At 53.7% G+C, this 23,882-nt stretch carries 19 protein-coding genes and 1 pseudogene; 8 read left to right on the forward strand and 12 right to left on the reverse strand.

Annotated elements, in window-relative coordinates; all coding sequences use genetic code 11:
* Positions 1-38 precede the first annotated feature (38 nt).
* From JQR86_RS07595 to JQR86_RS07605, 3 genes are all read right to left on the reverse strand, one after another.
* Positions 39-1,457 carry a glycoside hydrolase family 28 protein gene (locus JQR86_RS07595; RefSeq protein ID WP_407363392.1) on the reverse strand — a complete coding sequence of 473 codons (1,419 nt, stop codon included), beginning with the start codon at positions 1,455-1,457 and terminating at the stop codon, positions 39-41.
* A gap of 216 nt (positions 1,458-1,673) precedes the next feature.
* Positions 1,674-2,144, reverse strand: coding sequence for an NUDIX hydrolase (locus tag JQR86_RS07600; RefSeq protein WP_407361963.1), 471 nt, complete (start codon positions 2,142-2,144; stop codon positions 1,674-1,676).
* A 57-nt stretch (positions 2,145-2,201) separates the two neighbouring features.
* On the reverse strand, positions 2,202-2,627 hold the full coding sequence (locus JQR86_RS07605) for a hypothetical protein (RefSeq protein WP_312510290.1): 426 nt from the start codon (positions 2,625-2,627) through the stop codon (positions 2,202-2,204).
* Between the two features lie 328 nt (positions 2,628-2,955).
* Here JQR86_RS07605 and JQR86_RS07610 point away from each other — a divergent pair, with 328 nt between their 5' ends.
* A complete protein-coding gene (locus JQR86_RS07610) occupies positions 2,956-3,699 on the forward strand; it encodes a class I SAM-dependent DNA methyltransferase (protein WP_434154625.1) in 744 nt (247 codons plus the stop codon).
* Between the two features lie 665 nt (positions 3,700-4,364).
* Here JQR86_RS07610 and JQR86_RS07615 read toward each other — a convergent pair.
* Positions 4,365-4,817 carry a hypothetical protein gene (locus JQR86_RS07615; RefSeq protein ID WP_286787670.1) on the reverse strand — a complete coding sequence of 151 codons (453 nt, stop codon included), beginning with the start codon at positions 4,815-4,817 and terminating at the stop codon, positions 4,365-4,367.
* Positions 4,818-4,889: 72 nt separating this feature from the next.
* Positions 4,890-5,426, reverse strand: coding sequence for a hypothetical protein (locus JQR86_RS07620; protein WP_434154627.1), 537 nt, complete (start codon positions 5,424-5,426; stop codon positions 4,890-4,892).
* A gap of 911 nt (positions 5,427-6,337) precedes the next feature.
* Here JQR86_RS07620 and JQR86_RS07625 point away from each other — a divergent pair.
* Positions 6,338-7,381, forward strand: coding sequence for an IS110 family transposase (locus JQR86_RS07625; protein ID WP_434154628.1), 1,044 nt, complete (start codon positions 6,338-6,340; stop codon positions 7,379-7,381).
* A gap of 591 nt (positions 7,382-7,972) precedes the next feature.
* Here the strand turns inward: JQR86_RS07625 and JQR86_RS07630 are convergent.
* Both JQR86_RS07630 and JQR86_RS07635 read right to left on the reverse strand, forming a co-directional pair.
* On the reverse strand, positions 7,973-8,296 hold the full coding sequence (locus tag JQR86_RS07630) for a contact-dependent growth inhibition system immunity protein (protein ID WP_434154630.1): 324 nt from the start codon (positions 8,294-8,296) through the stop codon (positions 7,973-7,975).
* A gap of 76 nt (positions 8,297-8,372) precedes the next feature.
* Positions 8,373-8,849 carry a hypothetical protein gene (locus tag JQR86_RS07635; protein WP_434154631.1) on the reverse strand — a complete coding sequence of 159 codons (477 nt, stop codon included), beginning with the start codon at positions 8,847-8,849 and terminating at the stop codon, positions 8,373-8,375.
* A gap of 153 nt (positions 8,850-9,002) precedes the next feature.
* Between JQR86_RS07635 and JQR86_RS07640 the strand changes: the two are divergent.
* Positions 9,003-9,688, forward strand: a pseudogene (locus tag JQR86_RS07640) (phage integrase N-terminal SAM-like domain-containing protein).
* 9 nt (positions 9,689-9,697) lie between these two features.
* Here JQR86_RS07640 and JQR86_RS07645 read toward each other — a convergent pair.
* Positions 9,698-10,021, reverse strand: coding sequence for a DUF5629 family protein (locus JQR86_RS07645; RefSeq protein ID WP_404629136.1), 324 nt, complete (start codon positions 10,019-10,021; stop codon positions 9,698-9,700).
* 70 nt (positions 10,022-10,091) lie between these two features.
* Complete coding sequence (gene metH / locus JQR86_RS07650) at positions 10,092-13,802, reverse strand: methionine synthase (protein WP_434154632.1); 3,711 nt, start codon at positions 13,800-13,802, stop codon at positions 10,092-10,094.
* A 173-nt stretch (positions 13,803-13,975) separates the two neighbouring features.
* On the opposite strand from metH, the gene JQR86_RS07655 reads away from it, so the two are divergent.
* Together JQR86_RS07655 and JQR86_RS07660 are read left to right on the forward strand one after the other, a co-directional pair.
* A complete protein-coding gene (locus tag JQR86_RS07655; RefSeq protein ID WP_434154634.1) occupies positions 13,976-14,938 on the forward strand; it encodes a response regulator in 963 nt (320 codons plus the stop codon).
* A 3-nt stretch (positions 14,939-14,941) separates the two neighbouring features.
* On the forward strand, positions 14,942-15,895 hold the full coding sequence (locus JQR86_RS07660) for a GGDEF domain-containing protein (RefSeq protein WP_407361947.1): 954 nt from the start codon (positions 14,942-14,944) through the stop codon (positions 15,893-15,895).
* Positions 15,896-15,949: 54 nt separating this feature from the next.
* Here JQR86_RS07660 and JQR86_RS07665 read toward each other — a convergent pair whose 3' ends face one another.
* Positions 15,950-16,489 (reverse strand): ferritin-like domain-containing protein, encoded by a 540-nt coding sequence (locus JQR86_RS07665; protein WP_019363835.1) that lies wholly within the window; start codon positions 16,487-16,489, stop codon positions 15,950-15,952.
* 219 nt (positions 16,490-16,708) lie between these two features.
* Here JQR86_RS07665 and nfuA point away from each other — a divergent pair, with 219 nt between their 5' ends.
* Entirely contained in the window at positions 16,709-17,293 is a 585-nt protein-coding gene (gene nfuA, locus JQR86_RS07670; RefSeq protein ID WP_010794817.1) for a Fe-S biogenesis protein NfuA, read from the forward strand.
* Positions 17,294-17,350: 57 nt separating this feature from the next.
* On the opposite strand, the gene JQR86_RS07675 is transcribed toward nfuA, so the two are convergent.
* On the reverse strand, positions 17,351-18,343 hold the full coding sequence (locus tag JQR86_RS07675; RefSeq protein WP_434154853.1) for a sulfate ABC transporter substrate-binding protein: 993 nt from the start codon (positions 18,341-18,343) through the stop codon (positions 17,351-17,353).
* 56 nt (positions 18,344-18,399) lie between these two features.
* Positions 18,400-19,236 (reverse strand): ion transporter, encoded by an 837-nt coding sequence (locus tag JQR86_RS07680; RefSeq protein ID WP_010794815.1) that lies wholly within the window; start codon positions 19,234-19,236, stop codon positions 18,400-18,402.
* 83 nt (positions 19,237-19,319) lie between these two features.
* Here JQR86_RS07680 and smc point away from each other — a divergent pair, with 83 nt between their 5' ends.
* Together smc and zipA are read left to right on the forward strand one after the other, a co-directional pair.
* Complete coding sequence (gene smc, locus JQR86_RS07685) at positions 19,320-22,808, forward strand: chromosome segregation protein SMC (RefSeq protein ID WP_434154635.1); 3,489 nt, start codon at positions 19,320-19,322, stop codon at positions 22,806-22,808.
* 127 nt (positions 22,809-22,935) lie between these two features.
* The gene (gene zipA / locus JQR86_RS07690; protein ID WP_404629139.1) at positions 22,936-23,802 is read left to right on the forward strand and encodes a cell division protein ZipA; all 867 of its coding nucleotides are present in this window, start codon (positions 22,936-22,938) and stop codon (positions 23,800-23,802) included.
* Positions 23,803-23,882 lie beyond the last annotated feature (80 nt).

Consider the following 23,882-nt stretch of genomic DNA (forward strand, 5'->3'; position numbering starts at 1 on the left):
AGGGCGGGACTTATCCGACCCGCCCTGATCTTATGCCGCTATCTGGTAAACGGTTGCCCGTTGATGGTGACGTTCTGTGCAGTCAGACCCTCCACGTGCTCAAGCACACCAATGCCACCTGCCTTCTGGAAATGAACATCCACCAGTCGTAGGTCTTTTATGGGTGCCCGTTCGAAGCCGCGAACCTGAAATACCTGATCGGCACGCTGGCAGACGAGGTTGCGAATCTCGATATCGCGCACCGTTGGGTCGAACTTCCCGGCATCGCCTTCCTCGTAGTGGAAGTCTATGACGACCGCATTCTGAACCTCTCCAATGGTGATATCCCGATAGCGAATATGTTCGATTACGCCGCCGCGTATGGAGTTAGTCTTGAAGCGGATACCGCGCTCCAGATCAGGGCTGCTCATGCTGCAATGCTCGACAAAGATGTTTCGTGCGCCGCCCGAGATCTCGCTGCCAATCACGACACCGCCATGGCCTGCCTCCATCTTGCAGTTGGCGATGACAATGTTCTCGGCAGGTCGATTGATCCGGCGCCCATCCGCATTACGTCCAGACTTGATGGCAATGCAGTCGTCACCGGTATTGAAGAAGCAATTCTCGATGACTACGTTGCGGCAGGACTCGGGGTCGCAGCCGTCCGAGTTCGGGCCCAGGCTTTCCAGGTGCACGCCGCGCACAGTCACGTTTTCGCACAGTACAGGATTCAGGAGCCAGAAGGGTGCCCGTACGATGCGCACATCCTCGATCAGCACGTTCTCGCATAGATAAGGCTGCACGAAAGGTGGACGGAAATAGTAGCCTTCGGCATATAGCCGTTGCTCTGGCGGTACGCCAGCCTCCACATCCTTCATCAACGCTTCGCGACCGGCATCCTGAGAAGGATAGCCTTCCACACCCCACTCCTTGTTGCCTTTCCAGGGCCACCACGTAGTGCGGTCCGCCTGGCCGTCCAGTTCGCCCTTGCCGGTAATGGCAATGTTCTTCTGGCGGTACGCGTAGATCAGCGGCGAATAACCCATCAGCTCCATGCCTTCCCAGCGGGTGAATACCGCAGGCAGATAAGCCTTGGGATCGGTAATGAAGCGAATCTTTGCGCCTTCTTCGATATGCAGGTTGATGTTGGACTTGAGGTGGATGGGGCCGGTCAGGTAATCGCCACCGGTTACCAGTACCCGACCACCGCCAGCAGCGGAGCAGGCCTGAATAGCGGCGGCAAAAGCCTTGGAGTTATCGGTACGACCATCGCCTACCGCGCCATAGCGGCGGATATCGAAGTCTACGTTTGGAAAGCGGGGGACGGTGGTCTTGCGGCGGATCGCATCGGCCATGGCCCAATCGTTGGTCTGGCCAGAACCGCCTGACCCGAACGACGAGCACCCTTGAAGATTGATTAGCGCGAGGCCAGCAGCCCCTCCTGCCATGGACGCCAGAATACGACGTCGACTAAACATGCTCACTCAGCAATTCCTTATTCGAGTTGTCTGCTTCAGGTGATGCCGCGATACGCGGCTCTTCCACTATAAACGCAATCGAAGCGGCGCGAGCCTATAAGGCTACTAAGGTAGGTAGTGAAATGGTGAGGTGGCACGGCTTAACGTGCAAGCCAAATGAGTGCAAAACCAACCGTATACGTTGCTCAGGGGAGAAAGGGTATAGCCAAGCAGGTTTTAACCTCGCTGCACAACATGCTGAAAGTTAAGCGTCGATAAGGAAAGCGATTCACGCAAAAAGGCAGGGCGCAGGTCTACATCATGAAGGGATGCCCTGGGAAACCATCGAAACTCTAATGATGTTCCAGCCTCTGTGCCGTTATGGGTACGCGACTTATCGAGAAGGGCAGAGTGGCTGCGAAGCTGAGCGCGAAAGTACAAACCGATTTCATGATTTGGCTGGTTTAGGTAATCAAAGAAGTTTTCAACCAAATATAGTAGCTCGCCACAAACGATAGGCTCGTCAAGCTCCTCCATCATTTCGCGAACAAGTGTGGCCTGGGCGTTTTCACCTGGCTCAACCCGGCCTCCAGGTAATGCCCAGAATGAGTCATTCACGCCTCGGTGTAGTAGAATATGGTTGTCGTGTTCCACAACGGCCGCTGCACGCACCTGGAAGCGGTAGCCGTCAATATCGACAGAGATCATGAGTCATTGCCTTTGTCGGGTAAGAGCCGGGCATGGTATCTGGTAAAGGTAGACCGCTCAGGCTTGCCCCAGCTGTTTGGCTGTTTTGGCGACAGGAGCCAGAGTCGTCACCTGCTGATGAGCCTTGAGAATCTTGTTTGCAGCCATCAGGTTCTTGGCTGGAAGAACCAATCCTGATTCAAAAGGGCTCAACACAAACGTTGTGATCAACGCGGTCATCAGCCCGACCGTACGCGCCTTGGGATCAATGCTGCGGCAGAGCCTGTGAACCCGCACGGTGTAGAACAGCACAGGTGGAAGCGTGACGAGTGTAAGCAGAACTGACGCCTGCATGCCGTGCTTCTCCCATTGCAGTGAGAAGAACACACACATGACCACAAACCACACAACATGCATTACATAGGTGTGGATCAGGCCGGTACGGGCCTTGGTAAGGTCACGAATAAGCTGATCTTTCGAAGGGGCATCAGCGCTCCTTGTCATCTTGGCTCTCCTGTTGAGGCGGAGCGTTTCCTGAGTGATATAAAGCTTGAGTGAAGGAGAGGGCTTCAACACTTCTTGCCTGAACACGATCTGGAGACGCGCTGCTTACCAGGGTTACGGTATAGGGCGTGGATGACAGATTCTTTAAACGTTAAGCCAGCAAGGCATCTAGCATGCTGCTCTGAGCGCTCCAAGCGATGCGAGTCAAGCTCGCTATCGCGCACAATAGGCTCGTAAAGGCCGATTTACTTCCACAGCGCCCATTCTTACGATGACCCGCTTCGGATATGATGCGCGCCCCCCAACGCTGCACTCAAATCAGGTCATCATGCCCGGCAACGCCCTCTATACCGACCTGTCGGGTTACTACGATCTCATGTGCGCCGATATCAACTATCAGGCGCAAAGCCACTGCGTTCATCGGTTGCATCAGTTATTCGGAAATGGCGGAAGCAGGCACCTCGACCTTGCCTGCGGAACAGGGCCGCATGTTCGGCATTTTATTGATGCTGGCTATCAAAGTGCTGGGCTCGACATCAATCAGCCCATGCTGGATAGAGCATCCATTCGCTGCCCGGAAGCTCAGTTTTCCTTGCGGGACATGTGCAGGTTCACGGTAGAAGAGCCGGTAGACCTCATTACCTGCTTTTTGTATTCCATTCATTACAGCGCAAGTGTTGAAAGGCTGAAGGCCTGTATCGCCAGCGTATATGGCGCATTGGCCGATCATGGCATCTTCTGCTTCAACGCAGTCGACAAGAACACTATCGATAACAACTCATTTGTATCGCACACCGCCAATCACCCTGAAGGTTTATTTAACTTCAGTTCGTGCTGGAATTACAGGGGAGAGGGCGAGCAGCAGTCACTGAAACTTCGCATCGAAAAAACGACAGCAGATGAGCGCCAGGTATGGCACGACGAACACCCTATGGTGGCTGTAAGTTTCGGCGAGTTACAGACGCTATTGCAGCCGTACTTTGAGGTTCATGTTCTGGAACATGATTATGAGAAGATCATCCCTTGGGATGGAACTTCTGGGAATGCTTTTTTTGTTTGTGTAAAGATTTGATGAGAGTGAAAGGGCAATCATCTGTGGCATCATTTTTGTCTTGTAGCACAGTAGAGTTGCAGTGACCGCTCTGAGAATAGCGCAGCAGCTTATACCTACGCTTCTTTTTCTAGTATTAACAGATCGAACCCCCGGCTTTAGTAGACTCTGAGGTTTTTTCTAAACGAGCAGTCTCAAGCCTTCAAGCGCTCTTGCACTGTACCTTGTTGGTGAATGCATCTTTCTAAAAGATGTCATGGTGGTAGGGCTAAAAAATACCTAAAGTCGTTGACCTTGTTAATGTCTGACAGGGAATTCAATGTGATTAGTCTCTTAAATGAATCTCTGCCAGCACGCCTGAGCGCTTCCTTCGAGCGGTGGTTGGCAATATTTCATAAAAGGGCTATGCGCTCTTCTTATGAGTTGGTATTTTTAAAGGTTCTGTTGCTTATTCTATGTATTGCTTTAGTTAAATCAAAATTTTCCCCGCTCTTAGTTGCTCCGATTTATTTTCTCTTCTAAAAATTTATTAATTGACTCGACGGAGTTGCTGTAAGGAGCAATAGTTAACTGGAAAGCTTATGGTTAAACCATATGCGGTGATTAGCATGATGCATATTAATGTTTGTCATGAGCGGACAAATAGCAGCTTGCCGTTGTTTGTCCGCTCGTGAAAGGATTAAGGTCTAGCCTCGAACCTTCGGAAGAAATGAAGTGTCAACGTGGTATCTAGATGGATTGCTTAGATCTACGTAGACGGGAATCTTCCGGTCCTGAACAAAGTTGCTCGGATCAAACCACAGATTAACGCTCTTAAAGACGAATAACTGGTTATTCTCAGCGTCGTGCCATTGGGCGATGATGCGGAAAGGGTTAGATCCATTGACTTCCAAAGCTTGGTTTAACTCGACTCGCTGAAAATCAGCTTGAATTAGGTGGCCATGTTGACGGAGAAAGGCTTCCTTTCTTGTACTCCACCAGCCATAGCCAATGATGCCGCCGCCTATGGCTGCAAAGCTAAGGCCAAGAAGGAGTAGCGGAAGGGCATCGTTTGATTGCACGGTTACCGCACCGATCAACAGACCAATACCAATTACAAGGAATAACCATTTAATTAGAGTGATAGTTTTGTGATTCATAATTCCACTTATATAGGTTAAATAGTATAAAGGGCGGTTATAAAGAGCTAAGTGGGTGACTTGAAGTATTTGTTATGTTGAACAAGGATTGACTACTCTATAGATTGAGTTAGACGTGGCATATGGTACAGGTGTGTTACCCACCATCATGATTAAACCACTATACTCGCGCTCGCCTGTATTTTTAGTAAAGGAAATATTCTTCCCGACTAGCTTGCTTGCACCTTTTTTGTTTAAGTAGTCATACATTTTTATTTTCATTGGTAAATTCATTTGGCCGCCGGGGGTTATTGGAGCCAGCATGAAGGTTTGACTGTCAGTAAAGGCGTAAAATATTTCAGGGGTGTCTTTGCTGGTAAAAGTGTACGTGCAGCGGATATTTTCAGCTTTTAATGTAAAAGCATGATGGTAGGTTTTGCTTTTATAAAGGCTGAGGATTAAGCCTTTTGTTGTTAGTACTCCTAGACCTTGGGTCGCCCGGCATTGAGCTGGGTCGCCATAATTATATGCACACCAATTCGTTTCAGTAATGCCGATAATTTCCTGTGGCGAGATTTCTAAGTCGTGCTCTATTTTTGTGCGAGCTTCTGGTGTTTCATAAGGAATCATTGAGCACCCAGTTAGGGTTGCCAATATTAGTGCTAACAAATGTCGCATAAATAAAATCCAGCGTGGGGTGGTTGGTTGTTCGGTTGTCTATTTTTAGCCTAAAAAGCTATGCGCAAAAGGCGCGATGACTCTTTTCATGTTTTGTTTTATTTCTAGTTCGAAAGGCATACTTTAGTATCTTCCTGTGAAAGCAATAAGTGATCTGGTTTGTATCTTAGAAAACCGCTAAGTCATATGCTGCTATGATTAATAACGCTGCGTTAAAGAATTAAGTTGCTAAGGGGTGCTGGTGAGCTTGTATAAAATTCTTAATGAATTATTTAAGTAGTTGCAATAAGAGGTTTAAGGTTTAAGATTAAATAATTGGACGTGTAAGAGGGTTGAAGCTTTGCAGGGAGGGACTTGCTGCTTTAGATAAATTGTTGTTACTAATGTAAATGCTTATAGGAGCCAAACGGCAGCCATGCATCTTTCCCTGGTTTTCCATGTCGAGGTATCCATACTGACTGTTAACGCTTTGATTAACGGGGCGGGTCATACCATTGGATGATGGGTTAGGCTGCGGTACTAACCCAAACGCCGCGCGTGTTAGCTCTACGATGACGAAGCTCTTTAATGCCGACAAGTACGTAGCTGATGGCCGGGGCAATTCACTGACTGAGCTGATTCGTACGGCCCAAAGTGGCGTTGTAGAGAGGATAGTGAAGGTAGGAAAAGAGTAGTAGCTGAGGCGGTCATTGGTCCTTCCATGGAGACTCCGACGTAATGCTTTTGACTACATCGTTTGGTTAAGGGGCGGGCTTTAGCCCGTCCCAGTGAGCGAAGCGAACGGCCTTGAAGGCTGTAATGGACTCTCCCTGCACCACATTTCTTCTATAACACAGTGGTGACTGTTCGCTGGGAGAGGTGCGATGAAACGCATAGCGGTTGATTTGGCCAAGTCCGTTTACCAGGTTGCCGAGAGTGTTCAGGTCGGTCGGGTGGATCGGCGCAAGCGGCTCGACTCCGGGGCATTTGCGCAATATTTACAGGAGCAGCTCGAGCCTGTCGAGTGGGTGATGGAAGCCTGTGGCACCGCTCACCATTGGGGCCGGTTGATGCAGGAGAAAGGACATCGTGTCGTGCTCTTACACCCTCGTTACGTACGCCCGTATCGGCGACGCAACAAGACAGACCGCAACGACTGTGACGCCATTCTGGAAGCAGCGCGTTGCCAGGAAATCCGCCCGGTTCCGGTCAAGAGTATGCAGCAACAGCAGGTGCAGCAACTCCACAAGCTGCGCGAGGGCTGGAAGAAATCCCGTGTTCAACGCATCAATCTGTTGCGCGGCATCCTGCGTGAGGCAGGGGTTGACGCACCGAACGGCATCAAGCCTTTTCTGCGCCAGGCGTGCGAGCTGATCGAGCGGGCCGAAGTACGTGCCTTGCGCGGTGCGCTGCAAGTAGTGCTGGCTGAAATCAACTTCTATGAACAGTCGATGCGCGAGTGCGAGGAGCAACTGGCACGCTGGCATGCCGATGACGAAATAGTCCATAAGCTCGACGAAGTCAGTGGCATTGGCCTGCTGACAGCCAGTGCGTTGAAGACCGCCGTTGGCAAGCCTGAACGTTTCGCCAGCGGCCGACACCTCAGCGCCTGGCTGGGCATGACGCCGAACGAATACAGCAGTGGGGAACGTCGCAGGCTTGGACGGATCAGTTGCAAAGGCAACGTCTACGTCCGCACTTTGCTGATTCATGGCGCGCGGGCCGCATTATTGGCAGCTAAACGCTGCAAGGCGCGAACACCTGAGCGGCTGACTCAACTGCAGCGTTGGGCCTTGGACACCGCTGAACGCATCGGCCATAACAAGGCCGCCGTGGCATTAGCCAACAAATTGGTAAGGATCTGCTGGGCGGTGTGGTGCCATGAGCGACGGTTCAGCGGTAACTGGCAAAGCACAAAGCCTGCCTGACGGCGAGGCTAACAATGACGTGAGTTTCTAGTGGTTGTGGTGAGAAGCGAGACTGTCGGAACAGGCGAGTCCTGCAGCAGAGCAAGGTCGATAACAATGATGATCTTTGTGATCGCTTGAACGCTTGGCCCCTGCTGCGCGAACTACAGAATGGCCAGGGCAGTGCCCAGTAAAGGCCGGATATACGAATGCAACCGCGCTGACGACAGGATCGAAAAAGCTATCCTCACTGCTTGTGGGGAGAGTCCATATACCCATTGTTAGGCGGAGCTACCTCCGTGTGCGGTAGGCAAAGGCAAATAAGCAGATTGCGATTGCAGACCAGATAGCTCCAACGACGTAAGCTCCTATTTGCGGACCGAAAAATAGAGAAAATATCAGCCCTAAGCCACAGACACTTCTACAGCTTGAGTCATAGCCTGTTGGTAGCGCCTGTATGCCAAAAATGAAGCTGGCGCCTAAGAGCAGGGACAGTCCGCCAAATAGGCAGATAAACAGATATGGCCTCATTTCCATCTATTGCCTAACGTTTGGTTAAGGGGCGGGCTTTAGCCCGTCCCAATGAGCGAAGCGAACTATTTAAACCACTTGTTAGGCTGTTGCGTTAGTAGCTCTGAAAAAAGACAACATAGCTTCAAGGAAAGCACGAGCCTCAGTGCCATTGATGAAATTATGCGAATGTGCCTCCGAATTCCAAAAGAGAAGAATATTTTCATCAGATCTTTCAAGGAGCTCGGATAGCTGAGCCTGGATGCGTGACATAGCTTCCTTGTCATGGCCGGTAAATATATCTGACCAAATTTCTTCATCCGTACCGAAATCCAGATATGCATCTTGGTGATACCAGGACCCAATAGCATTTTTGAGAGTCGCAAACTCTCCAAGATGTGTGAGGAAACTGGGTTCTTTGTTCATAATGCCTAACGCCTGGGCTAAGCCGCCGGGACGGAGCGCAGCGGAGTACCGGTCGGCTTGAGCCCCTGGTTAACTTTTATAGCTTGAGCCACAAAATAACGAAGCCAGCTGTCATCAAACATAAAGCAAAAATAATCAGGCGATTCGAAAGCTTAAGCCTGGAATCAATTAACGCCAACTTTTCGTTAGCTGCATTATCGAGGGGACGAAATTGTTCATTAATAATTGCATGGGACGCAATGTTGACGCCGATCCCTCCAGCTATGAGCGTGAATGCCCACTTGAGCGCCGTGATCACCTGAACGAATTCATTCAATTGACCCAATTCGACTGCGGTGAGCCCATCTTTGAATCCATCCTTTTGATAGAGCGCCTCAAGTAGCTCAATGCCGCCAATAGAAAAGATAGCTATGAGAATCAAATACAATCCGTAGCCTAGAAAAGACCAACGATCTCTTTTTCGATCAAAAAATGCAGCGAGAATTACTCCGAAAGCAATTAGTAAAAGCACGCCTAGATACAATGCGGACGCTAATAAATAGGGGTTATCCACCAATCCTCCTTGAAAGTTAACTATTATTAGACGTCATGTGACGGATAACACGCTGGACGCGTTTGACGGATAAACTTCCTTGTCATCTTCATTATTCCTGTCTAGGGGTGGGCGTTTCCGAGGAGCACTGACGGTATAAAGGAGTTATACGTCATGGAAGGGAAGCCACGACTGCTGGATCAAGTGCGAGAGCAAATCAGGCTCAAACATTACTCGATCCGAACGGAGCGCGTCTATTGCGGGTGGGTCAAGCGATTCATTCGTTTTCATGATTATCGACATCCGGTCGAAATGGGAGCACCGGAGGTTGAGTCTTTTTTATCTCATCTGGCTGTCAATAAAGACGTGGCTGCGTCGACCTAGAATCAGGCGCTGGCTGCGCTTCTGTTTCTTTATAAAGAAGTATTACGGCAGGACTTGCCCTGGCTGGGTGAAGTTGTGCGCGCTAAAAAGCCAAGTCGTTTACCTGTGGTGTTATCCATAGAGGAAGTGCAGAAGATTCTGGCGAATCTGAAGGACGAGCCGTGGCTTATTTCAAGCTTGCTGTACGGCACAGGGATGCGGTTGATTCCCGCAGTGGCGCCCTCAGACGTCATCACCTCAATGAGCAAAGGCTTCAGCGTGGCTTCAAACGCGCTGTTCAGGTGGCAGGCATTGTTAAGCTGGCTACGCCCCATACGTTGCGCCACAGCTTTGTCACGCATCTGCTGGAAAGTGGCCAGGATATTCGGACAGTACAGGAGCTGCTGGGCCACGCTGATGTGAAAACCACCATGATCTACACCCACGTGCTTAATCGCGGTGGGCTGGCCGTCTTGAGTCCATTGGATCGGGGTTAAGCGGCTTTTTTACTCGTCTTCCGAGTCGGCACCAATGGCTTCAAAACAGACGAGACGATGGCCCTCGATCAGCCAGTTGTTTGTCGTCGTGTTGTGCTCGGCCTCCATTACGCTGTTGTAGCTGAACTGCCAGCGCTTGCGCTCGCGCCCGTCCAGCGCCTCGATGGTCAGGACGATCTCTTCGCTTTCAAAGGACTCGTCCGCCTCTGCAGCGGCATCGGCTTGGTCGAGAAGATCATCGTTCAAGGCAAAGCTGGCAGCATGAAGCCCGTCGATTTCGAGCATGTCGGCGAGTTCGAGTTGGTCGAGCAGGTAGGGCGTTTCGGTGGTCATGGGCAGGTACGTAGAATCTGAAGAGGGAAGAGGTGGGCCAGCCAGCGGCGTAACCCACCCTACAGGTTAGTTAATTATCGTAGCCCAAGTTGGGGGCTAGCCAACGTTCAGTAACGGCAAGATCCTGGCCTTTACGCTGCGTGTAGCTTTCAACCTGATCCTTGTCGATCTTGCCAACGGCAAAGTATTGCGCTTCCGGATGGGCGAAGTACCAGCCGCTCACAGCTGCGGCGGGGAACATGGCGTAGTGTTCGGTCAGGAATACACCGCTGCGGCCCGCTTGATTGAACTGCGCCTCCGGGTCGAGCAGGGCGAAGAGCGTGGCTTTTTCGGTGTGGTCCGGGCAAGCCGGGTAGCCAGGAGCAGGGCGGATGCCTTTATAGCGTTCCTTGATGAGTTCCTCATTGGAAAGTTGCTCATCACGTGCGTACCCCCAATGCTCCTTACGTACACGTTCATGGAGCCACTCGGCACAGGCTTCGGCCAAACGGTCGGCCAGTGCCTTGACCATGATGGCGTTGTAATCGTCACCCTTGGCTTCGTAGCTCTTTGCCAGCTCCTCAGCACCGATACCAGCAGTAGTAATAAAACCGCCCATGTAGTCGGTTACTCCGCTTTCCTTGGGCGCCACGAAGTCGGCCAGGGAGAAGTTGGGTTTGCCGTCCGGCTTGATGGTCTGCTGGCGCAGGTGATGCAGCGTTGCCAGAGTTTCACCGGAGTCGCTGTAGACCTCCAGGTCATCATTACGTATCTGATTGGCTGGCCAGAAGCCGAATACAGCACGCGCCTTGATGAGCTTTTCGTCGATCAGCTTTTTCAGCATTGCCTGGGCGTCGTTGAACAGGGCAGTGGCGGCTTCGCCCACTACTTCGTCGGTCAGGATGCGGGGGTATTTACCTGCCAAGTCCCAGGAAATAAAGAAGGGCGTCCAGTCGATGTACTCGGCCAGTACGGACAGGTCGATATCATCCAACACTTTGACGCCGGTAAAGCTGGGTTTAGGTGCCTGATAGCCCAGCCAGTTGAACTGCGGCTTGTTGGCGACGGCCTTCTCATAACTCAGGCGCTCAATACGTGCGCTGCGGTTGGCCGTGCGCTCACGCACTTCAGCGTATTCGGTACGGGTTTTCTCGACGAAGCCTGCCTTGAGTTCCTTAGAGAGCAGCTGGGTGGCGACACCTACGGCGCGGGAGGCGTCGGTTACATAGACCACCGCGTCGTTGCTGTACTGCGGCTCGATCTTGACGGCCGTGTGCGCCTTGGAGGTCGTGGCGCCGCCAATCATGAGTGGCAGTTTGAAGCCTTGACGCTGCATTTCCTTGGCGACGTGGACCATTTCGTCCAGCGATGGCGTAATCAGTCCGGAGAGGCCAATGATGTCGCACTTCTGCTCGATGGCGGTTTGCAGGATTTTTTCTGCCGGCACCATCACGCCCAGGTCAACAATGTCGTAGCCGTTACAGCCCAGCACCACGCCCACAATGTTCTTGCCAATGTCGTGAACGTCGCCTTTTACTGTCGCCATGAGGATCTTGCCCTTGGCCTCGGGCTTGTCACCTTTTTCCGCTTCGATGAAGGGAATCAAATGAGCCACAGCCTGCTTCATCACGCGAGCGGACTTGACTACCTGAGGCAGGAACATTTTGCCGGAGCCGAACAGGTCACCAACGACGTTCATGCCGGACATCAACGGGCCTTCGATAACCTCGATAGGGCGGGCACATTGCTGGCGGGCTTCTTCAGTATCTTCGACGATAAAGGTCGTGATGCCTTTGACCAGTGCATGCTCAAGACGCTTGTCTACTGGGTAGCTGCGCCATTCTTCTGTTTCGACTTCCTTGACGGAGCCGTCACCCTTGTACTTGTCGGCAATGGCCAGTAGCGCTTCGGTGCCATTGGGGGTGCGGTTAAGCACAACGTCTTCGACTCGATCACGCAGTTCCTTGGGAATCTCGTCATAGATTTCCAGCTGACCGGCGTTGACGATACCCATCGTCAGGCCGTTCTTGATGGCGTAATACAGAAAGACAGAGTGGATGGCCTCACGCACCGGGTTGTTGCCGCGGAACGAGAAGGACACGTTAGAGACGCCGCCGGAGGAGAGGGCGTAGGGCAGGTTGTCCCGAATGAAGGCGCACGCGTTGATGAAATCCACCGCGTAGTTGTTGTGCTCTTCGATGCCGGTTGCGACCGCAAAGATGTTCGGGTCGAAAATGATGTCTTCCGGCGGGAAGCCTACCTGGTTGACCAGAATGTCATAGGAACGGGCGCAGATTTCATTCTTGCGCGCTTCGGTATCGGCCTGGCCCGCTTCATCGAAGGCCATGACGACCACCGCCGCACCGTAGCGCTTGCAAAGCTTGGCGTGGTGGATGAATGCGTCGACCCCTTCCTTCATGGAGATGGAGTTGACGATGCCCTTGCCCTGGATGCACTTAAGGCCGGCCTCGATGACATCCCACTTAGAGGAGTCAATCATGATCGGCACACGGGAGATGTCCGGTTCAGAGGCAATCAGATTCAGGAAAGTGACCATGGCCGCCTTCGAGTCCAACATGCCTTCGTCCATGTTGATATCGATGACCTGGGCGCCGGCCTCTACCTGTTGGCGGGCTACGTCCAGTGCCTCGGCATAGTTCTCTTCGCGAATCAGACGGGCAAACTTGGCGGAACCGGTAATGTTGGTTCGCTCGCCTACGTTTACGAAGAGGGACGTGCGATCAATGGTGAATGGCTCAAGGCCGGACAGGCGGCAAGCACGCGGAATCTCTGGTAGGGCGCGCGGTGGATATTTGGCTACCGCCTCGGCAATCGCCTGGATATGGCCGGGCGTAGTGCCGCAGCAACCGCCTACGATATTCAAAAAGCCACTGGCCGCGAACTCTTCAACCACCTCAGCCATTTGTGCAGGCGTTTCGTCGTACTCGCCAAAGGCGTTAGGCAAGCCAGCGTTCGGGTGGGCTGAAGCGTGGGTTTCGGCCTTGGCGGACAATTCTTCTATATAGGGGCGCAGCTCTTTTGCACCCAGCGCGCAGTTGAGGCCGACCGAGATGGGCTTGGCATGGCGAACCGAGTTCCAGAAGGCCTCAGTGGTCTGGCCGGACAAGGTGCGGCCGGAGGCATCGGTGATCGTACCGGAGATCATGATCGGCAATTCAAAGCCGACTTCCTCGAATACGCCCTGTACTGCAAAGATCGCTGCCTTGGCGTTCAAGGTGTCGAAGATCGTTTCGATCAGAATCATGTCCGCGCCACCTTCGATTAAGCCGCGCGTGGCCTCGGTGTAGTTTTCCACCAGTTCGTCAAATGTCACATTCCGGTAGCCGGGGTTGTTTACGTCTGGCGAGATGGAGCAGGTGCGGCTGGTTGGGCCAAGCACGCCGGCAACAAAGCGTGGTTTATCTGGCGTTTCGGCTGTCTTTGTGTCAGCAACTTGACGCGCCAGCCGTGCACCTTCCACGTTCAGCTCATACACCAGCGCTTCCATACCGTAGTCGGCTTGGGAAACGCGCGTGGCGTTGAATGTGTTGGTCTCGAGGATATCAGCGCCTGCATCCAGATAGGCTTTTTCAATCGCCTGAATGACATCAGGACGAGTCAGAAGCAGGAGGTCGTTATTGCCTTTGACATCGCTAGGCCAGTCAGCGAAGCGTTCGCCCCGGTAATCGGCCTCTTCCAGTCTGTAGCTCTGGATCATTGTACCCATACCGCCGTCCAGAATAAGGATGCGCTCCTTGAGTGCGGTTTGCAGGGCGGAGAAGCGTGCGGCGCGATCGATCATGGGCAGGTATCCAGATTACAGCGACAAAAAAGGGATGATAGCAAAGCTGTCAGATGGCACGAAGACTGCTTTGGTCATCTGATATATGAGCTATCTTCAAGTAACAACGTTTCCATTTTTAACGAGTATCGATTGTGACTGCGACCCCGCTACTGGTTTGTGATGATTCTGCCATGGCACGAAAGCAGCTGATTCGTGCCTTGCCTCCCGAGTGGTCTGTGGACATAACACAGGCGACCAATGGGAGCGAGGCGCTTAACGTGCTGCGTCAGGGCAAGGTCCAGGTCATGTTACTGGACCTGACCATGCCGGTCATGGACGGTTATCAGACGCTGGAAGCGATGCGGGCTGAAAACATCACATGCAATGTGATCGTGGTTTCTGGCGACGTTCAGGAAGAGGCCATACGGCGTGTGCTGGAGTTGGGTGCACTGGCGTTTCTGAAAAAGCCAGCCGATGCTGAGCAGCTCAAGGCACTGCTGCTTCAGCATGGCTTGCTTGGGTCTGCACCCAACAAGGAAGCCGTCATGGAGGATCGTCCCGATCCTGATGTCAGCTTTCGTGATGCCTTCCGCGAAGTGGTCAACGTATCCATTGGTCGCGCGGCAGCGTTGTTGGCCAAGGTGCTCAACGTCTTCGTGCAGCTCCCGATTCCCAACGTCAATATCCTTGAGGTAGGTGAGCTACATATGGCGCTGGCCGATGTGCAGCGCGGCAGCCGTGTCACAGCGGTCTGCCAGGGATTTATCGGTAACGGCATTGCGGGCGAGGCCTTGTTGATTTTCCATGATTCGGAAGTCAAGGACATGGTAACGCTGCTCCGCAGTGGCAGCACACAAAACAATGATCAGATGGAGATGCTGCTCGACTTGGCCAGCATCCTGATTGGGGCGTGCTTGAGCGGTTTGTCGGAGCAGATCGATGTGCGCTTCTCGCAGGGGCACCCGATGATTCTGGGGCAACATACGGCGCTTGAGAATCTGATTCAGGTCAATCGCCAGCGCTGGAAGAAGACCCTGGCTGTCGAGGTGAGCTATAGCCTCGAAGGGCATGACATACATTTTGATTTGCTGCTGCTGTTTACCGAAGACTCGGTCAAGCGGCTTACTAACAAAATCAATTACATGATGGATTGATACATGGCGATCGAACTCGACGATCTTCACTGGATGCTGGATATCGTGCAGCACATCGATGTCGGTGTGCTGGTGATCAATCGCAAGTATGAAGTGGAAGTCTGGAACAGCTTCATGGAAAACCATTCGGGAATCGTCCCGAGTGATGCGCAGGGCAAGCCATTATTCTCGCTTTTCCCTGAAATGGACGAGGACTGGTTCCGTTACAAGGTCGAAGGTGTGGCCATGCTGGGCACGCCGATGTTCACCATCTGGGAGCAGCGGCCTTATCTGGTCAAGTTCAAGAACTATCAGCCTATTACAGGGCTGGAAGATTACATGTACCAGAATGTCACTATTCTGCCGCTGCGTGACACGCGAGGCGGAGTGGGTTACATCGGTATCATTATCTATGATGTGACACGGGTTGCGACCAACACGCGTCAGCTGCAGTCGGTCAATGGTCAGCTGGAGCAGTTGTCACGAACCGACCGGCTGACCGGGCTGTTCAATCGTGGCTTCTGGGATGAATGCCTGAAGCATGAATTCGCGCGTCATTTGCGCTACCGCTGCAATGTCGGGCTGGTGATTCTTGATATCGATCATTTCAAGAAAATCAACGACACCTACGGTCATCCGGGAGGCGACAAGGTCATCCAGGCTCTGGCTAACCTGATTAACGGCCATATTCGGGCAACCGACAGGGCGGGGCGCTATGGCGGTGAGGAGTTCGTCATTCTGATGCCGGATACGCCATCCAGTGGCGCCCAGATATTTGCAGAACGCTTGCGCCAGCAGGCTGAGCAACTGAAGGTGGAGCACGAAGGTAAGCAGATTACCTTTACGATCAGCCTGGGCATTGCCGACCTGAGCCTGCCCGTAGAGAGCCATGAGGTGTTGCTGGAGCGTGCCGATCAGGCGCTTTACCGGTCCAAGCATAATGGCCGCAATCAGGTTACGGTCTATTCGGGCGTATGAGTAAGCGATAAAAAAGCCCGCTGTTTCAAGCGGGCTTTTGATGTGCGGTGCTGATCAATCCAGGCCTTGCAGTAAGCCAGCCATGTCATCGGCGTGTTCTTCTTCCTGGGCCAGGATGTCTTCAAAGATGCGCCGTGTGGTTGGATCCTTATCACCGATGTACTGCACGATCTCGCGATAGGTATCGATGGCGATGCGCTCGGCAATCAGGTCTTCCTTGATCATGTCACGCAGGTCGTGACCTTCGGCATATTGGGCATGCGAGCGGGTGAGCAGACCCTCAGGGTTGAAATCAGGCTCGCCGCCCAGCTGCACGATACGCTCGGCCAGGCGGTCGGCGTGCTCCTGTTCCTGGTCGGCATGCTCCTGAAATTCGGCAGCCGCAACGCTAGCCTTGATACCGGTAGCCATGAAGTAGTGACGCTTGTAGCGCAGCGTGCATACGATCTCGGTCGCAAGTGAGTCGTTAAGGAGCTTGATAACAGTTTCGCGATCGGCGCTATAGCCCTCGGTGATGGGGCCGTCTTCAATGTGTTGGCGGGCTCGTTGGCGAATGGTTTCGATATCGGTCAGAAAGGGTTGGTTGGTCAGCATGGGGCATTCCTCTTAGGCTTCACGGTCCATCTGGGATGGCCCTCTGTCGGGGCCTGTCCAGATGTGATTCCCGCGTCTGGTAAAAGTTTTGTCCAAGATTTATCGGCGGGTCGGGCTTGAAAGAATCAAGCACAGGTGCCATTTATCCTACTAAACTAGTAAGTCTTTAACCGTAGGCCGCTCTGGCGTACACTGCGCCCAGGTAAGCGAGGAGTAGAAATGAGCGCTATCACCATTACTGAAGCCGCCCAGGATTACCTGGCTGGCCTGCTTGAAAAGCAAAACACTCCCGGTATCGGCATTCGCATTTTTATCACGCAGCCGGGAACCCAGTACGCCGAGACCTGTATTGCCTACTGCAAGCCGGGCGAGCAGAAGCCGGAAGATACGTCGTTTGGTCTGAAGGACTTTACCGCCTGGATCGATGCGATCAGCGAGCCCTTCCTGGAAGATGCCATCGTCGACTATGCACAGGATCGCATGGGTGGTCAGTTGACCATCAAGGCGCCCAACGCCAAGGTGCCGATGATCAGCGAAGACAGCCCGATCAGCGAGCGCATCAATTATTACCTGCAGACTGAAATCAATCCCGGTCTGGCCAGCCACGGCGGTATGGTGAGTCTGGTTGAGGTGGTAGAAGACGGGGTTGCCGTGTTGCGTTTTGGAGGCGGCTGCCAGGGCTGCGGTCAGGTTGACCTGACGCTCAAGGATGGTGTTGAGCGTACCTTGATCGAGCGTATCCCGGACTTGAAAGGCGTTCGTGACGTAACCGATCATAGCAATCGCGAAAACGCCTATTACTGATAGGGTTTTGCGAAAAAAAAGGCGGCTACGAGCCGCCTTTTTTATGCCGCCTGCTAGTTAGTGCGGGGTATAGATCTGGTCGAAGACGCCGCCATCGGCAAAGTGCGTTTTCTGTACGGTCCGCCAGTCACCAAACAATTGCTCGACTGAGAAGAAGTCCACTTTCGGGAAGCGGTCTTGATACTGCGCCAGAATCTCTACATTGCGTGGACGCAGATAGTTGTCGGCTGCGATACGCTGACCTTCTTCCGACCAGAGATACTTGAGATATCCCTCAGCCACTTCGCGTGAGCCTTTCTTGTCAACGACCTTGTCGACCACCGTCACAGGTGGCTCGGCTTCAGCCGATACACTGGGATAGATCACCTCGAAGTTACCGCGACCAAATTCGCGCGCAATCATTTCGGCCTCGTTTTCAAAGGTCAGCAGCACATCGCCAATCTGATTTTGCATGAAGGTTGTGGTAGCAGCGCGACCGCCTGTATCCAGAACCGGAACATGCTTGAACAGCTCGCCCACAAATGCTTTGGCCTTGGCCTCGTCGCCTCCGGTTTTCAAGACGTACCCCCAGGCGGACAGGTAGGAGTAACGTCCGTTGCCTGTAACCTTGGGGTTTGGAATGATGACTTCCGTACCGTCCTTGACCAGATCAGGCCAGTCCTTGATGCCCTTTGGGTTGCCTTTGCGAACGATAAAGACGGTAGCGGAGGTGAATGGAGCGCTGTTATTCGGTAGGCGCTCGGCCCAGTTCTTGGGGATCAGCCCGCCATTGTCGGCCAGGGCGTTAATGTCGGTGGCCTGGTTCATGGTGATGACATCCGCAGGTAGGCCATCAATGACGGCGCGGGCCTGTTTGCTGGAGCCACCATGAGACATCTGAATGGTTATATTCTGGTCATGGGTCTCTTTCCAGTGCTTTTGGAAAGCCGGGTTGTATTCCTTGTAGAAGTCTCGCATCACATCGTAGGAAACGTTCAGCAGGGGCGCTGCATTCGCAGCACCTCCCAGGAGCAGGCCGGCCGCCAGTAGCGGAGCGAAGAGCTTTTTTATCATGGTGATGTCTCTTATCGGTTGTTATCAGAGCGTCCCGCTCTGGAAAGGCTACATTATTCCGGTATTACCGTTCGTTTATAAAGCGAGTTTCCACAGCGGCTACAAAACGAGGCCTGTGCTTCGTGGAGTTCCTTGCCACACGCCCCGCACGGTTTGTGGATACTGTTCTCGCCTCGAATGGCATTGGATAGCTCAGCGGTAAAGATACCGGTGGGTACTGCAATGATCGAGTAGCCACTGATCATGACGATGCTGGCGATGGCTTGACCTAGAGCAGTTTGCGGGACCATGTCGCCAAATCCTACCGTTGTCAGCGTCACGATTGCCCAATAGATACTTTTGGGAATGCTGGTGTAGCCATTTTCCGGTCCTTCCACTACGTACATCAGTGAGCCGAATAGCGTCACCATCGTCAGAACACTGAGCAGGAAGACAATGATCTTTTGCCGACTACCTCTTAATGCCGTCACCAGAAAGTTGGCCTGATTCAGGTACTGACGCAGCTTTAGAATCCTGAATATCCTGAGCAGGCGCAGGATACGGATCACCAGCAGGTATTGAGCGCTAGGCACAAAGAGCGCAATAAAGCTGGGCAGTATCGCCAGCAAGTCCACGATGCCGAAAAAGCTGAAGGCATACTTCGCAGGTTTTCGTGCGCTGTATAGCCTTAGCAGGTATTCGATGGTGAACAGGACGGTAAACGCCCATTCACACAGGGACAATATTTCGTCATATTTAGCATGGATCTCCGCCACGCTATCAAGCATGACCACCACCAGGCTGGCTAGGATGGTAAACAGGAGGGCTTCATCGAACCAGCGTCCCGGAGCGGTGTTGGAGTGGAAGATGATGATCTCCAGACGTCGGCGCAGGCGCTGAGCGTCGGCCATGGCATAGACTCCTTCTAATGTTAAAATCGCACCCTTGTGTCTTCTCGCCATGCCGGTCATGAAGGCACGCGAAGGAAGGGCGCATGCGGCTAAAATCCATCAAGTTGGCGGGCTTCAAATCATTTGTAGACCCGACAACCATTAATTTCCCCAGCAATATGTCGGCAGTCGTAGGGCCGAACGGATGCGGCAAATCGAATATCATCGACGCCGTGCGCTGGGTCATGGGCGAAAGCTCGGCAAAGAACTTGCGCGGCGAGTCGATGACCGATGTCATCTTCAACGGCTCGAACAGCCGCAAACCGGTTACTCAGGCTTCAATCGAGCTGATTTTCGATAATTCGGACAACTCGCTAGTCGGTGAGTATGCCAGCTATGCGGAAATTTCCATTCGCCGACGGGTAACTCGGGACGGGCAGAATACCTATTTTCTCAACGGTACCAAATGCCGTCGTCGCGACATCACTGATATCTTTTTGGGCACAGGGCTTGGCCCGCGCAGTTATTCGATCATCGAGCAGGGGATGATTTCCAAGCTGATCGAAGCTCGTCCAGAGGATTTGCGCAACTACATCGAAGAAGCGGCGGGGATCTCCAAGTACAAGGAGCGCCGTCGTGAAACGGAAAGCCGTATTCGCCGTACCCAGGAAAACCTGGCACGCCTGACGGATCTGCGTGAAGAGCTTGAACGGCAACTCGAACGGTTGCACCGACAGGCGCAGGCTGCCGAGAAATATCAGGAGTACAAGGCGGAAGAGCGTCAGCTTCGTGCCCAACTGGGAGCACTTCGTTGGCGCGATCTGGATGAGCTGGTGCAGCAGCGTGAGCGCGTCATTGGCAATCAGGAGGTAGCGCTCGAAGCGTTGGTTGCTGAGCAGCGCAGTGCTGATGCCAGTATTGAGCGACTGCGAGACAGCCATCATGATTTGTCCGAGCGGTTCAATCAGGTGCAGGGGCGCTTCTATTCGGTTGGTGGAGACATTGCGCGGGTCGAGCAGAGCATTCAGCACGGCCAGCAGCGCTTGCGTCAGCTGCAGGATGATCTGCGTGAAGCCGAGCGCTCTCAGGAAGAAACTGCCGCACATCTGGGTAATGACCAGGCGCTTCTTGCTACCTTGGCCGAAGAGCTGGCCATGCTGGAGCCCGAGCAGGAAATGAGCGCAGCTTCTGCTGAAGAATCTGCCCTGGCGCTGGAGGCGTCCGAGCAGGCCATGCAAGCGTGGCAGCAGCAGTGGGACAGCTTCAACCAGCACAGTGCAGCGCCTCAACGTGAGGCTGATGTTCAACAGTCCCGTATCCGTCACTTGGAACAAAGCTTGGAACGGCTCATGGAGCGCGAGCGACGACTGCGTGATGAGCTGACGCAACTGGCAGCGGATCCTGAAGACGCGGCGTTGCTCGAGCTCAGCGAAGAGCTCGCTGGAATCGAGTTGATTCTCGAGGACCTCGCCCAGGAAGAAACAGAGGTCACCGAGCAACTGGCCTTCGGTCGAGAGCAGCTACAGGCCGTGACCGCCCAGCAGGCCGCAACGCAAGGTGAATTACAGCGTCTGGAAGGACGTATTGTCTCCCTGGAGGCCTTGCAGCAGGCTGCGCTCGATCCTGGAAAAGGGGCGGATGACTGGATGCGCCTGCATGATCTGCATGAGCGTAGCCGCCTGGCCGAGGGTGTTCGCGTTGAGTCAGGCTGGGAGAGAGCCGTTGAAACGGTATTGGGCGCTGATTTGCAGGCGGTTTGCCTGGATGATCTATCCGGTCTCGACCTGGCTGCATTCGAGCAGGGCGAGCTGCGCCTGGTAACACCTGGGCATGTAGCGCCTGCAACGCCAGGGAGCTTGTTGGATAAAGTCGAAGCCCCACATGATCTGTCGCCCTGGCTGGGCAATGTATTTCCAGTGGAGACCCTTGAGAACGCACTGGCGCAGCGGCAGAGGCTTGCTGACGGGCAGAGCCTTGTCAGTCGAGACGGGTATTGGGTATCCCGTCACTTTTTGCGAATACAGCGCTCCAGCGAGGCGGAAAGCGGTGTGCTGGCGCGCGGCCAGGAGCTTGAGCGTTTACACGCTGAGCGTACTCAGCTGGAACACCGGCTGAGTGAGGGGCAGAAGGCGTTTGAGCAGGCGCAGGAGCAGTTGGCAGAGCTAGAGCGCAGCCGCGAAACGGTCCGCCGTCGATCTCAGGAGGAGAGCCGCCGCCAGGGTGAGGTCAGGGCTCAGCTGTCGGCGCGGCAGGCCAAGGCCGAGCAGCTTGGACTGCGCCGAAAGCGGCTTGAAGAAGAGCGGGTTGAAATGGCAGAGCAACGCGCTATCGAGATCGAGCAGATTGGTGAGGCACGACTGAGCCTTCAGGATGCATTGGATGCCATGGCTGCCGATACCGAGCGTCGCGACCTGTTGATTGCTCAGCGCGAGACGCTACGCGAGCGGCTGGATCGGGCTCGTCAGGAGGCGAGGCAGCATAAGGAGCAGGCTCATCAGCTGGCTGTAAGGCTGGGGTCGCTCAAAGCCCAGCATGACTCTACACAGCAGGCACTGGAGCGTCTGCTGCTGCAGGCGGCTCGGCTCGACGAGCGACGTGAGCAGCTTAGTCTCAACCTGGAAGAGGGCTCTGCACCGATTGAGGAGCTCAGGTTGAAACTCGAAGAATTGCTTGAGCGCCGCATGAGTGTCGATGAGGAGCTACGAGGCGCGCGCATGGCTCTGGAGGAGGCAGATCGTGAGCTGCGTGAGTCCGAGCGCCGTCGTACCCAGGCCGAGCAGCAGGCGCAGGTGGTGCGCAGTCAGGCGGAGCAGCAGCGGCTTGAATGGCAGGGGCTGTCCGTGCGCCGTAAAACACTTCAGGAGCAGCTGCATGAAGAGGGGTATGACCTGCAGACCGTAGTGGCTACATTGCCTGAGGATGCCACCGAATCGGCATGGGAGACCCAGTTGGAGGCGCTGAATGCGCGTATTCAACGCCTGGGTGCCATTAACTTGGCAGCCATCGAGGAGTATCAGCAGCAATCCGAGCGCAAGCGCTACCTGGATGCGCAAAACGATGATCTTGTTGAGGCCTTGGAAACGCTCGAAAACGTGATTCGCAAGATCGACCGTGAAACGCGCAATCGTTTCAAGGAAACATTCGATCAGATCAATAATGGCCTTCAGGCCTTGTTTCCAAAAGTTTTTGGCGGCGGACACGCCTATCTGGAACTTACGGGAGAAGATTTACTCGATACCGGGGTTGCGATCATGGCGCGTCCGCCGGGCAAGAAGAACAGCACGATTCATCTTTTGTCGGGTGGTGAGAAGGCATTGACGGCAATCGCGTTGGTTTTTGCGATTTTTCAGCTCAATCCAGCGCCATTCTGCATGCTTGACGAAGTGGATGCGCCTCTGGACGATGCCAACGTTGGCCGCTACGCGCGGCTGGTGAAGGAAATGTCTGAAAAAGTGCAGTTCATCTATATCACACACAACAAGATCGCCATGGAAATGGCCGATCAGCTGATGGGCGTGACGATGCACGAACCGGGCTGTTCGCGTTTGGTGGCCGTTGATGTCGAAGAAGCTGTTGCTTTGGCTGAAGCTTGATACGACAGACGGTGTAAAGTTGGTGGCGGGCGTGCTAGTTTATGCCCGTTTTTGGGCGTTTGGCATTTTGCTATGCATGGCAAATGGCGAGCGCGAAGTTGATTTTTGACAGAGGTATGCGTCTTACATGGATATCGGTCTGCGCGAATGGCTGATCATCATCGGCATTATCGTAATCGCCGGCATACTTTTCGATGGCTGGCGACGGATGAGTGGGAAAGGGAAACTCAAGTTTCGCCTGGACAACAATCTCTCCGGCCAGTCCGATGAGGGCGGTAGTTCAGAACTACTAGGGCCGTCTCGTGTGGTCGAACATAAGGAGCCGTCTTTTGATAGCGAGGAAGAAGCGCCTCGCCCAAGTCGTGTTGCTCGCAAGCGCCGCGAAGAGCCTGTTGCGGAAGAGCTGGAGCTAGGCGGCGCCGAACCCCAGTTCAGTGCCCTGGCGGATGACGATGAGGCACCGGCTCGTAGCAAAGTCAAGGCCCGCAAGGACATCGTCGATGCCGAGCCGGACCTGTCTGCGATGGAAGAGCCGCGCAAAGAGCGCAAAGAGCTGCCACCCGTCGAAGAAGTATTGGTCATCAACGTGATTTCGCGTGATGAGAACGGCTTTCGCGGTCCGGCTCTGCTGCAGAACATTTTGGAAAGCGGCCTGCGCTTCGGTGATATGGATATCTTCCATCGTCACGAGAGTATGTCCGGCAACGGCGAAGTGCTTTTCTCCATGGCCAATGCCGTACGGCCAGGTACGTTTGATTTGGACAACATCGATAGCTTCCGCACGCCGGCCGTAAGCTTCTTTTTAGGCCTTCCAGGCCCGCGGCACCCCAAGCAGGCGTTTGAAGTGATGGTGGCTGCCGCTCGCAAGCTGGCCTCCGAGCTCAATGGTGAGTTGAAGGACGAGCAGCGTAGCGTCATGACGGCACAGACCATCGAACACTACCGCCAGCGTATTATCGACTTCGAACGCAAGAGCCTGACTCAGAAACGCTGAGCCGATTTCAGAGTCGATTAAAGAGCAGCTTATGCTGCTCTTTTTGTTTCTGCCTGTTGCTGGACATGACGTCCAGCCTT

Origin of the sequence: Pseudomonas sp. JZ134 (genome assembly GCF_051027695.1) — a bacterium.
Lineage (GTDB): Bacteria > Pseudomonadota > Gammaproteobacteria > Pseudomonadales > Pseudomonadaceae > Chryseomonas > Chryseomonas luteola.